This is a genomic window from Hymenobacter sp. HSC-4F20 (assembly GCF_019599275.1).
Classification (GTDB): Bacteria; Bacteroidota; Bacteroidia; order Cytophagales; family Hymenobacteraceae; genus Hymenobacter.
The window spans coordinates 273,265-285,856 of record NZ_JAHZTD010000004.1 but is presented as its reverse complement, the minus strand read 5'-3'; the positions used below and the strand labels follow the sequence as shown (position 1 = coordinate 285,856).

8 protein-coding genes are annotated in these 12,592 nt (G+C 54.9%); 3 read left to right on the top strand and 5 right to left on the bottom strand.

Annotated features, from left to right (window positions below; all coding sequences use genetic code 11):
• Positions 1-41: 41 nt before the first annotated feature.
• The 3 genes from atpB to K3G63_RS19910 form a co-directional block, all read right to left on the bottom strand.
• Positions 42-1,115 carry a F0F1 ATP synthase subunit A gene (gene atpB, locus K3G63_RS19920; RefSeq protein ID WP_220615891.1) on the bottom strand — a complete coding sequence of 358 codons (1,074 nt, stop codon included), beginning with the start codon at positions 1,113-1,115 and terminating at the stop codon, positions 42-44.
• Between the two features lie 33 nt (positions 1,116-1,148).
• A complete protein-coding gene (locus K3G63_RS19915; RefSeq protein ID WP_220615890.1) occupies positions 1,149-1,556 on the bottom strand; it encodes a hypothetical protein in 408 nt (135 codons plus the stop codon).
• Positions 1,557-1,856: 300 nt separating this feature from the next.
• Positions 1,857-2,108: an AtpZ/AtpI family protein gene (locus K3G63_RS19910; RefSeq protein ID WP_220615889.1), complete on the bottom strand. Its 252-nt coding sequence runs from the start codon at positions 2,106-2,108 to the stop codon at positions 1,857-1,859.
• 226 nt (positions 2,109-2,334) lie between these two features.
• Here K3G63_RS19910 and K3G63_RS19905 point away from each other — a divergent pair, with 226 nt between their 5' ends.
• The 3 genes from K3G63_RS19905 to uvrC all read left to right on the top strand — a co-directional run bounded on the left by K3G63_RS19905 (position 2,335) and on the right by uvrC (position 9,902).
• The gene (locus K3G63_RS19905; RefSeq protein WP_220615888.1) at positions 2,335-5,493 is read left to right on the top strand and encodes a hypothetical protein; all 3,159 of its coding nucleotides are present in this window, start codon (positions 2,335-2,337) and stop codon (positions 5,491-5,493) included.
• 90 nt (positions 5,494-5,583) lie between these two features.
• Positions 5,584-7,926: a transglycosylase domain-containing protein gene (locus K3G63_RS19900; protein ID WP_220615887.1), complete on the top strand. Its 2,343-nt coding sequence runs from the start codon at positions 5,584-5,586 to the stop codon at positions 7,924-7,926.
• Between the two features lie 164 nt (positions 7,927-8,090).
• Positions 8,091-9,902: an excinuclease ABC subunit UvrC gene (uvrC, locus tag K3G63_RS19895; protein ID WP_220615886.1), complete on the top strand. Its 1,812-nt coding sequence runs from the start codon at positions 8,091-8,093 to the stop codon at positions 9,900-9,902.
• A 91-nt stretch (positions 9,903-9,993) separates the two neighbouring features.
• Here the strand turns inward: uvrC and gldN are convergent, their stop codons facing one another.
• Together gldN and gldM are read right to left on the bottom strand one after the other, a co-directional pair.
• Positions 9,994-10,884, bottom strand: a complete 891-nt coding sequence (gldN, locus tag K3G63_RS19890) for a gliding motility protein GldN (RefSeq protein ID WP_220615885.1) — start codon at positions 10,882-10,884, stop codon at positions 9,994-9,996.
• Between the two features lie 47 nt (positions 10,885-10,931).
• On the bottom strand, positions 10,932-12,521 hold the full coding sequence (gene gldM / locus K3G63_RS19885) for a gliding motility protein GldM (RefSeq protein ID WP_220615884.1): 1,590 nt from the start codon (positions 12,519-12,521) through the stop codon (positions 10,932-10,934).
• Positions 12,522-12,592: the final 71 nt, after the last annotated feature.

Sequence of the window (12,592 nt, the reverse complement as noted above, 5' to 3'; positions counted from 1 at the left end):
GTGGGGAGTGAAAAACAAAAAAATCAGGGGGTGAGTAAGGCTTAGTGAGCGTGAGCATGAGCCTGCTCCGGGCCGTCGCCACCGCCTATCTGGTAATCGGCATCGTGGTGTTCTTCTACTGCGCCGCCGATATACATAGCCGTCAGCAGGGTGAAGATGTACGCTTGCAGGATAGCCACTAGCAATTCCAGCATGTTGATAAACAAGCCAAACGCCAGGGTTACAGGGGCTACTCCGATATTGCGGAAGATGAAGATGAGCGAGATAAAGCTCAGGATTACAATGTGACCCGCCGTAATGTTAGCGAACAAACGCACCATCAAGGAAAAGGGCTTTACAAAGATGCCGATGATTTCTACCGGAATCATAATGGGCAACAGGGGCTTCGGTACACCGGGCGTAGCGAAGATGTGGTGCCAGTAGTTCTTATTTGAGCTGAACAGGGTGATAAGCAGGGTTAGCACAGCCAGCGTCAGAGTTACAGCAATGTTGCCAGTAAGGTTGGCACCTCCCGGTAGCAGGCCAAGCAGGTTGTTAAACCAGATAAAGAAGAACACCGTCAGCAGATACGGCATATAGCGCTCGTACTTTGGGCCAATGGATTTTTTGGCTACCTCGTCGCGCACGAACACAATAATGGGCTCGAAGAACGACTGAATGCCTTTGGGAGCACCGCTGCCGCGCTTGGCGTAGCCCCGGGCTACGGCCGTGAATACGAGCAGCAACAGCACCGCACTCAGTATTAGGGAGGCTACGTTCTTGGTAATCGAGAAATCATATACTTTGCTACCATCTTCGGAAACCAGATGCTCATGCTCCAGCTTCAGGCCCTGGTAGGTTTTGCCCTCCGCCAGTTGCGAAGACGAGAACACACTCAGACCCTGTGAGGGACGGTATGCTATAACCGGCAGCGGAATAGTAAAGTGCGTACCGTGCTCATTCTCATCACCGAGAGTAGCGAAATGCCACTCGTGTGCATCACCAATGTGATGCAGAATCATTTCCCCAGGGCTGAAAGCCTCTTTGTCCGTGGCTTCCTCCTGGGTAGGAGTGGGCTCGTTGGCGTAAACAGAGAACGAGAGTAAACAGAAGAGAGCTAAAAGTAAGCGCTTCATTCAGAGGGGGTTGGGGTGGGGTTCACAAAACCTTCATCTTGGATTTTCACCCGGTTTTGAAAACGGGCGCAAGTTAGTCAGAACGCTCCAGACTTCAAACCCAGTAAAGAGAAAATACAACACGAAGAAGCTTCCTAGGAAAGCCCACTGCGAGGAGGTTTCACGGCCATACCCCAGTAATAAGTACACCAGCACTAGGGTAAGCGACAAAAGCAGGCGTGCAACCATCCCCCCAAAATACGCGACCATAAAATTTTGCGCATTGCGCTGCACCATCTTTGCCGTCACCCAATAGGTCAGCAAGGTCAGTAAAAAAAAGAAGCCAAAGGTGTAGCCCGTAAAGGGGTGCACAATGCGAGGGCCGAACTGGCTATAAACGGCGTACAGCACAAAGCCCAGCAGCAGGCAAAAAAGGAGGTACGATTGGAGGAAAGGCTTCAAGGCAAAGTGAGGATAAGGTGAGTGGGACTACTATACCGGAGCAGATGCGAAGCCGTTAGTAAGTTAAACCCTACTATGCCTCGTGCTAGGCTTTCTTTTACGATTTGAGTGTCCTCGCTGAGTTGACCTGTGGTTAGTTCATTAGGCTCCTCTTCTGTATAGAGTTGGCCGCTAAAAATATCCCAATAGAAATCTTCTTCAAGTGAGATATACCCCAGCGGACCGTACTGCTGCCTGGGGCCTCTATCGCCAGAAACAGAGCCTGCTCTAGTTCAGAAATTGATGTTGGGTACCCACTCATTACGGTTCTCTGGTAACCGAGCGAATGACATTGTACAGGGCCGCAAATAGCCCTAGCAACATCAGCCCCAGCGTAAACCAGGGAGTTTTGGTGTGAAAGTGCCCGTCGAGCCAGTAGCCGGCCCAAGTGCTCAGGCCGATGGTAGCCAGCATTTGCGCGCCAATACCTGAGTACCGGGCCACGGCGCGCAGCCGGCCCGAATTGCCATCGGAGCCAGGGCGAGGACTGGGAGAGGAAGCGGGAGTAGACATAGAGCAAAGGCCACGGTGGAAACCGTAAAACTACGCGCCATATTCGTAGGAGTTGGCTGCGCCGACGTGGAATGACGGGTCCGGGCAGAAACCTGTACTTTTACTTACCTCATTACGTTGTGGGAAGCACGGGCCGGCCGAACGATTCGGGTCCGCTGTCACGTTTTCTATCCAGAACCCTTCGCCCTGAGCTTTTGCTGCTTTGACGACGACTACCTCCCCGCTTTTGCGTTTACTATCGGCACCAGCGGCTGCGCTGCTGCTGGCCGCCGGTGTGGCGGGCTGTGCCTCCGAGCGCCCGTCCCTGATTGGCCACGCCTACGACAACGTGGTGGCGCGTGACAATGCCTACTTCCTGGCCCGCGAGAAAATGTTAGCCACCGAGGCCACCCTCTATAAGGCACGCATCAATGACTATAACCGGGTGCTGCCCCTCTTCCCTACCCTCGATGATGCCACAGTAGCCCGCGTAACGGCCGACTTGGAGGACATTATCAAAAAGGCCTCCCTACCCATTCAGCACCGCCCGGGCTCCGATTGGACAGATGACAGCTACATTCTGGTGGGCAAGGCACGCTTTTACAAGAAAGAGTACGAGGACGCCGCCAAGACATTCAAGTACGTTAACACTACTAGCAAAGACGCCAACGCCCGCCACGAGGCCCTGATTTGGTTGATGCGCACATTCCTGGCGACCAAGGAGCTAGACAACGCCGCGGCCGTTTCCGATATTTTGGATAAGGAGCAGGGTACGGAGCGCAATGCGCGCGAGCTATTTCTAACCCGGACCGAGTTCTACCTACTGCGGGGCGAACAGGCTCAGGCCATCGAAAACCTGGAGAAGGCTATTCCTTACATTGAGCCTAAGAATGAGCAGTCGCGCACCCGTTACATCCTGGCCCAGCTCTATCAGGCGCAGGGCGAGGACAAGAAAGCGTATGCCCAGCTCAACCAGATTCTCAGGAAAAATCCGCCCTACGAGCTGGACTTTTTCAGCAAGCTCATGCTGGGGCAGGTGTCGGACTTGAACCAAACGGACCGGGCCCGGCTCGATAAGTATTTCGCCAAGCTCCTCAAGAACGCTAATAACAAGGAGTATCGCGACAAGATTTACTACGAGATGGCGCGGCTGGAATACCGGCAGCAGCGTTATCCCGAGGCCTTGGCATTGCTGCAGAAATCGGCGCGTACTCCTTCCACCAATCGGGCCCAGAAGTCTTACGTGTATCTGCTTAGTGGGCGTATCTACTACGAAAACCTGCAGCGCTACCGCTTGGCAGCCGCTTACTACGATAGCACCGTGCAGGCTCTGCCCCGGGAGGCCCCGGAGTACGCTGCCATTGCCGAGCGTGCGGCAGTACTTAAGGACTTCACGCAGCACCTAACAATTATAGAAACCCAGGACAGCCTGCAGGCCCTGGCCCGGCTCGATTCGGCTACGTTGCGGGTCCGCCTGACGGGCTATGCCCAGTTGGAACTGGATGCCCAGCGCAAGGCGGCAGAGCAACTAGCAGCTCAGCAAGCCCGTGCGGAGCAGCGCAATGGGCAGCAAACCGTAACGGGCATCAGTGGAACCCGAGATTTGCAACCGGAGGTGAACACCGATGACTTCTTGGCGGGCAACACCGGGGTGAAATGGTACTTCGATAACCCGACTGCCCTGGGCACGGCCCGCAACGACTTTATCCGGCGTTGGGGCGACCGGCCTCTGCAGGATAACTGGCGCACGGTTAGCCAAATGAGCAGCTCGCCGGTTACTAGCCGCGGGGGTAACGTGCCCGTGAGCATTGCCGGCAATGCTAGCACCAGCGTCAACGGGGCTGGCAGCCTCGGCGCAGCGCCAACTGCTACTGCCACTGACCCGGCCCTGCAACTGCGCACCTTGGTAGACCAATATCGGCAGAATATTCCTCTGACGGAAGCCCAGCGCAAACAGTCCGACGCGCAGACGGAAGAGGCCCTGTATGCCTTGGGAAGCATTTATAATCAGCAGCTGCGCGAGCCCCTGCGGGCCGCTGAAACCTACGAAACCCTTCTCACTCGCTTCCCCCAGGGCGCACACACGCCCGAAACCCTCTACATTTTATATCTTATTTATAAGGAGCAGAACGCGACAGGCAAGTCTGAAGGCTATGCCGAGCGCCTACGTCAGGCCTATCCCAACTCTTCCTATGCCCGCCTGGTAGCCGACCCGGAATACCTGCGCCGCACCTCCGTGGTTAATGCAAAAGTAGCCGTGCTGGTTGACTCAGCGTTTACCTTCTATAAAAATCAGGACTTTAAGAAGGCCAGCGCCGTACTAACCCGGGCCCAAAAGCAGTATCCCGAAAACGACCTTAACGACCGGGTAGCGTTTATCAGCACGCTGCTCACTATCCGAACTCAGCCCCCGTTGACCGCAAAAGCGGCTGTTGAGAAGTTCTATAAAGAGTACCCCACAAGCCCACTGGCACCTCAGGCCGCTACCCTGCTCAACACCTACAAGCAGCAAGCGGAAGGGCAGATTACCGGGGCGCTGGCCTCGACGGATAAGCCGGTGGTCTCCGTATTTAAACCAGGAGAGGTAGAAAACCGAATGCGCATTTTCTACGGCGAACAGGAGGCTCCGGCTGCGCCTGCCCCGCCGCGTCCCGCACTTTCTGCTACCCCTACTACTCCAGCAACTACTCCTGCGGCCGCGCTGCCTACTGTGCCCGCGCCGCAGCCAGGGGCGCCAGCTTCCTTGCCCGCGCCTACGTTGCCCCCCGTCACGACGTCGCCAACCCCGGCAGCGCCGGCGGCCCCAGCCCCGGTTGTAGACGAAGCCAAGGCCGCCCGCATGGCCGCCGCGCAGGCCCGAGCCCGCGGAAAAAAAGCACCAGCCCCTGCTAAAACGGCCGCTCCTACCCCGGTTGCTCCGGTGCCGTCTACGGCTAGCCCCGCTAGTACGCTTCCTGCCCCCTCCTCCGCTCCGCTAGCTCCTGCTCCCTCGTCAGTGGCCCCGCCCGTACCCACTCCGGCACCCGCAGCTACCCCCTACAAGGCCGACGCCGCGGCTACCCACGCCGTGGTTCTACTTCTGTCGAAGGATGCTCCCGCGTTAGCCGACCTCGCTGCCCAGCTTGGGTCTTATAACAGCCGCTATTTTAAATCCAGCAGCCTGTTGGTGCGGCGCCAGCCTCTGGGCACTACTCCCCAGGAAATGGTGATAATTGAAGCCCTACCCGGCGCGAAAATTGCCCAGAGCTACGCCTTAAAGCTGCGTGGGCCTCAGTCGCCGCTGAGTAAGCTGCGCGGTGCGGGTTACCAAATACTCATTATCAGTATTGATAACTTGCCGCTTCTGCTGCAAAGCCAAAATCCGGAGGAATACCAGCGTTTCTACCAGCAGAGCTATTCTAAATAACTTGTTAGGCAACCTGGTCACGACGTAAGCTTTAGGCTCCTACGGCCTTGTTAACCTCCACGCCACCCGCCACCCGTACTTTCTCTTGCAATGGCTCAACCTGCCGCCAAATCAAAGTCTTCCTCGCGTAAAACCAATCAGCCCGGGCGCTATACCAGCTGGGCCCGTCTGCTGTGGGCCCTGTTTGGCGCGGGCGTACTTGGCTTGGTACTCTATGTGCTGGCCGTCAGCATCAACTTCCTGAACTTGTTCGGGCGCATGCCCAACCTGAAAACCCTCGAGAACCCACGCAGCGAGTTGGCCTCGGAAATCTATTCGGCTGATGGGGTACTGATGGGCAAATACTTCCGCGAGAACCGCACTCCGGCGGAATACGAGGACCTGCCCCAGCATCTGGTAGACGCGCTGATTGCCACTGAAGATGCCCGCTTTGCGGAGCACTCTGGTATCGACCCCAAGGCTACGGGCCGGGTGGCAGCTGGTTTGCTGACGGGTGGTAGTGGCGGCGGTGGCTCCACCCTCACGCAGCAGCTGGCTAAAGTCTTATTCCGCACCCGCGACGACCTCAACGACGGAGTGCTTAATGATGTGCCGGGCTTGCGGATGCTCATCACCAAGACTAAGGAATGGATTCTGGCCGTGCGGCTGGAACGGAGCTACACCAAGCGCGAAATCTTGCGCATGTACCTCAACACCAACGACTACGGCTCCAACGCTTTCGGCATTAACACGGCGGCCAAAACCTTCTTCAGCAAAACCCCGAAGCAACTGACGCGGCCCGAGGCCGCTACGCTGGTAGGGGTACTCAACGCACCTTCGCGCTTCAGCCCCAAGTACAACCCGGCCCGCTCCAAAGCCCGCCGCAACTGGGTACTGCGCCAGATGCAGAAGTACGGCTACCTTGATGCGCAGCAACTGCAAGCCGATACGCTTAAGCCCATTGTACTGCGCTACAACGTTGAAAACCAGAACGAAGGCATTGCTCCCTATTTCCGGGTGGAAGTAAGTAAGATGCTGCGCCAGTGGGCCAAGGAAACCGACCACGATCTGTACTCCGATGGGCTAAAGATTTATACCACCATCGACTCGCGGATGCAGAAGTACGCTGAGTCGGCGGTGGCTGAACACATGAAGCTCCAGCAGAAGTGGTTTGATGCCCACTGGAAGGGCCAGCAGCCCTGGCGCGATGAAAACGGGCGGGTAATACCTAATTTCCTCTCTACCTCCATCCAGCGCACGGAACGCTATAAGTCGCTGACCAACCGGTTTGAAGGCAACAAAGACTCCATCAAGTATTACCTCAACAAGAAATACCGCATGAAGGTGTTTACTTGGAACGGCGGTGAAAAGGAGGTGCTCATGTCGCCAATGGACTCACTAGCCTACTACAAGCGCCTGCTTCATTCGGGATTCATGGCCATGAACCCCCTGAACGGGCAAGTGAAAGCCTGGGTAGGCGGCATCAATTTCAAGTACATCAAGTACGACCACGTTAAGCAAGGCAAGCGCCAGCCCGGCTCTACGTTCAAACCCTTTGTGTACGTAGCGGCCATCGACCAGGGCTATTCTCCCTGCTATCAGCGCCCCGACGTTGCTACTACCTTCCCGGCTGAACGCGGACGGCCGGCTTACACGCCTAAAAACTTCGAAGGCGGTTACTCGGGTCGGGTGTTCACGCTGCGTCAGGCCTTGGCCCGCTCCATGAACTCTATCACGGCGTGGCTAGTCCAGAAGCTCGGGCCGGAAACGGTGGTGAGCTACGCCAAGCGCCTAGGCATTACCTCGCCCATTGAAGCCGTACCAGCCGTGGGCTTTGGTTCCTCCGACGTGAGTATTTACGAGCTGGCAGGCGCCTACAGCACGTTCGTCAACAAAGGCATCTGGACGGCTCCGATGATGGTGACGCGCATTGAGGATAAGAATGGCAACGTGCTGCGCGAATTTGTGGTGCAAACCCGCGAGGCCCTGAGCGAAGAAACCGCCTACCTGATGACCTACATGCTCCGCGGTGCAACGGAGGAGCAAGGCGGCACCAGCATCATTCTGAAGGGTGGCTTCAAGTTCCCCTACGAAATGGGCGCCAAAACTGGTACTACCTCCAACTACTCCGACGGGTGGTTTATGGGCCTCACGCCCGATCTGGTTTGCGGTATGTGGGTAGGCGGCGAAGACCGGAGCATTCACTTCCGCACGGGTTCCTACGGGCAGGGCTCCCGCCTAGCGCTACCCATCTACGGTTTATTTATGCGCAAAGTGTACGCCGATAAGAGTATCGGCATCAACACAGGGGCCTTTCCCAAACCTACCCAACCCCTGAGCATCGAAATTGACTGCTCGCGCTACTACAACGGCGCCGGTGCCCGCGACACGATTCCTTATGAGCAGAAGCTCAACCAAGTGGAACTGGAAGACTTAAACGAAGAAGATATTTAACCTTCCTCCCGCGTCTTTTCAGAACGTGGTCGGGACTTCCTGGCCACGTTTTTTGTTGTCATATATACTGCCCCAGCCGCTGCCGAACCTCAGGGGCCGTAGGCTGCGTACCTTCTTACACACACTGTAGCGCCGGTTTTCAGGGCGCCTCTACTGCATTTTCTATGGCTGCCAACGCCCACCTACAAGACCAGATTCGTCAGCTTCCGCACCGGCCGGGCGTTTATAAGTACTTTGGGGAAGAAGACACCATTATTTACGTGGGCAAGGCCGTCGACCTCCGCAAACGGGTCAGCAGCTACTTCACCAAGCAGGACCACAACAAGAAAACCCAGCAGTTGGTCAAGAATATCCGCCGCATTGAGTTCACCATTGTTGACTCGGAGTCGGATGCCTTCCTGCTGGAGAACAACCTCATCAAGCAGCACCAGCCTAAGTACAATATCCTGCTGAAAGACGGAAAGACCTACCCCTATCTGCTACTTACCAACGAACGATTCCCCCGGCTTATTCCTACCCGCAACAAGCGCCCTGGCGATGGCCGCTACTACGGCCCCTACGCCAACGTAACGGGTATGAACCTGCTGCTAGAGCTGATCCGGGCCTTATATCCGCTCCGGACGTGCACGTACAACCTGTATCCGCAAAACGTGGAGGCCGGTAAGTTCAAGGTGTGCCTGGAGTATCATCTGGGCAACTGCAAAGGCCCTTGCGAAGGCTTGCAGGATGAGGAAACGTACAACCAGTATATCCAACAAATCCGGCAGATTCTGAACGGCGACCTGCGCCTGCCGAAGCAATACTTCCGGGACAAGATGATGCAGGCAGCCCAGGAGCAGCAGTATGAGCTGGCCCACCAGCTCAAGCAAAAGCTGGATAAGCTGGATGAATTTCAGGCCAAGAGCACCATTGTCAATGCCAATCTTACAAACATTGATGTGTTCAGCATTGCCTCCAACGAGAAATCGGCCTTTATCAACTACCTCAAAGTGATGAACGGCAGCATCATTCTCACCCAATCTATTGAGGTGCAGAAAAAGCTGGATGAGCCGGACGATGAGATTTTAGCTCCCCTGATTATGCAGATGCGGGAGGAGTTCGAAAGCCAGTCTAAAGAAATCCTGACCAACGTACCCCTCCCGGAGCTGCCCCTACCCGGCGTAGTCATCACCCAGCCTCAGATTGGTGACAAACGCAAACTGCTGGAATTAAGCATCAAGAACGTTCTCTACCTGCGCAAGGAGAAGGAAAGCATGAATGACCGTAGTAAGGACCTGAATGAGGTCCGAATTATGGAGACCATGAAGAAAGATCTGCGCCTGACAGAGCTACCTAAGCATATTGAGTGCTTTGATAACTCGAACTTTCAGGGGGATAATCCAGTAGCGGCCATGGTATGCTTTCGCAATGCCAAGCCCAGCAAAAAGGATTACCGGCACTTTCACATCAAAACGGTGGTAGGCCCCAATGACTTCGACTCAATGTACGAAATCGTAACCCGCCGCTACCGTCGCCTGCTGGATGAAGGTACCAGCCTACCCCAACTAATCATTGTCGATGGCGGTAAAGGCCAACTCGGAATGGGAGTAAAAGCCTTGAAAGATCTCGGCTTGTGGGGCCAGATTCCTATCATCGGCATCGCTAAGCGCCTGGAGGAAATCTACGTTCCCAATGATCCACTTCCCCTTTACATCGATAAGAAAAGCGAAACGCTACGTCTGATTCAGCGCATGCGCGACGAGGCCCACCGCTTTGGTATCACGTTCCACCGTTCCCGTCGGGATGCAGCTACCCTGAAAACAGAGCTAACTGACGTAAAAGGTCTCGGCCCGGTTACGGCGGATAAGCTATTAACTAAATTCAAATCCGTGAAAAAGATAAAAGAGCTTTCTGAAGATGAACTGATAGCTGAAGTGGGCAAATCGAAAGCGCGCATTCTGCTGGCTTACTTCAGCCAACAGGACACTACTGCTTAACTCTGTACCTTATGGTATAAACAAAAAGCCCCGGCTATACGGCCGGGGCTTTTTGTTTACGCTAACCCTAACTAAGAGCTTAGGAAGCCTTTTAGAAGCTCCACAAGTTGTATTCGTACTCAATCAAATCAGCGGCGGCTTGCTGCGAAGCCAAAATTCCTTGCTGCTGACCGCCATAAATTTCGTCCAGACGAGCATCGTTAGGGTTCGACACCTTCACGATATAGGAATTGAACAACCACAGTTCAAAGGCGTCTGCAAGGTTCTTGTGCTGCGCATCGTTCTGGGGATTAAACCAGATTGCCTTATCCGGATTAGCCCGGAACACTCGCACCAAGTCGCTGTATTTGAACGTACCAATGGGCTTTTCAATGCCGGAAGTGTTCGAGCCAAGCGTAGAAGGCACCAGCAACGTAATGCACTTGATGTCGTGATACATCCGCGACCGTTTCTTGTCGAAGATCATATCTTCCTTCATCTCCATCTGGTAGATGTCCTTAGGCCGGTACTCGTAGCTTGGCGGAGCTGCAGGAGCAGCTTTGGCAGCCGTTTTACCCTTGCCTTTCTTTGCTGGGGCGCCCCATCCATCGTCGCCACCGCCTAAGTCACTATCAGAGAAGCCTGCTGCTTTCTCCTCATCACTGAGGCCAGCACTAGCTTCTACAAACGACATGTTGGATGCTACTTCCGAGGACGAAAAGGTAGAAGTTAACGAATCGTTCTTGTAGGCTTGAAGCTCACCGCGCTTTACGGCGTCTAAGATTACGCGGCTGATTTCCTTGCCTTCCGCGAACATAGGTTTGTTCTGCTTCTCGCGCAGGTCAATCGCGCGCCAGATCGTCTTGCGGAACATAATGTCCGAGTTCGGAATCGGGCGGTACGAGCCATTGCTGCTCGCGGTGGTAGCTTGTTCCTGAGCCGAAGCTGCCACCGACAGCGTCAGGCCGGCCGTCAGAGCGGCGAAGGAGAGGAATTTGTTCATACCGTGATAATCAAAAAAGCGCCGTACTTAGTTCAGGTAGTTAACGCTTAGATCAGCGGAATATTGAAGGTCTTGGAAACATTCACCTGCTCGGTGTTCCCTTGGAAGTTCATGCGCTGTACTTCTTTTACTTCGATGTACAAACGGTCGCCTTCCCGAGCCGAGTTCACTACGTTGCTTAGATCAGCAGTGGGCCCATTGAAAGTCATCGGAGGCATAGCCGGGCGCTTACCGCGCACCAGAATTACTTCGTAGCGGGTTACACGGAAACGAGCATCATCGGGCAGGAAGTTAGCAAAGCCGGCATCAGCCACAGCCCGTAACTGCATGTTGCGAACAGCCGTAATTGGGGTACCCTGCTTTTCATTCGCCTCACGGCCACCTACTACGCACTTGATTTCCGGCTTGGGGATCGGGCGCACTTGGAAAGTCTGCGAGCCAATGGGGTTGCCACCACTGCTTACACTTAGCGTCACCTCTTTCGAGTTCGGAACCAGTGTCACTTCACCCTTCGCAGAACCTTTAATAGCTGAAGCACCGGAAGCTGAGAAGCTAGGGTCATACTGAGCACCCAGAGCAGGTACCTGTACACTCAGCTTGTTGCCACACTTGAAGTACAGTGCCTGTACCGAAGCCGATTGAATCTGCATTACCGGCTTGGTTACTGTATACGGCACCGTCACGTTAAACGTGGTGTCGCGGCCGTTCTGCTTAAAGCGGATCGTGCCTTTCCACTGAGCTTTAGCATTACCCGAAGCATCAAATGCGCCCGGACGTGCCGTAAACTCCACCTTACCTTTACCATCCGGACCAACCGACAGGGGTGAACCGTTCAAAGTCATGGTCGGGCGCAGATCCGAAGCCGATGCTGTCAGGAACAGTTCAGCTTTGTATTTGGTACCAGCCGCTACCGTATTCGACTCAGCGCTGGCGAAAGCCCCAATCTTGTCAAATACAATGGTAGTAGCGCCTACCTGAGCAGCCAGCTTGTTTAGGGCATCTGCTTCGTACTTCAGTACCTCTGTTTCCTTCTGCGACAGAACTGCCAGAGCAGCCACTACCGGCGTGTTCTCGAAGTTCAGTTGAGCGAAGTCTTTGGTTTTCTGATCCGGCGTTACGGCCGGGTCATCCTTTGCGTCCAGCGCTAGGGCCGGAGCCGTGAAGCCGGGCACAATTTTCTGCAGGTCCGAAGCATAAGCATTCAGCTCATCCTTCATCTTATAGCCCAGGCCGTCGCGGCTGCCAGCGCCACCAAGCATCACGTTAGCCACTTTGTCAGAGGCCTCCATGTTCTTGTATTCGTTCTTATTCTTGTTTTCCGTTGCGTCCAGCAGTTTCGTGCGAATATCACGCAGGTAGGCAACCATTTTAGCCGTCCGTTCCCGCACCGTTTCGCCCTGCTTTAGGATGGCAAGGTCACGGGCCTGGTTACGGTTTTTAGCTACGGTCTCCTGAATACCCTTTACGGCACCCTGGTTAGTTTTAGCAGTCTTATCGTTTACTCCGATTAGGCTGTCGTCCAGAAATTTAAACTTCAGCAGAATAGCTGAATTTACTTGTAGGGCCAGAAGAGCAGTCAGTACCAAGTACATCATGCCTATCATCTTCTGCCGCGGAGTCTCTTTTGCTCCCGCCATCGTATCTCTCTGTGTCTGTAACTACTGTGTAGGAGAAAAGTGCCCGGCTTACTCCCGGGCACTATCGTTGC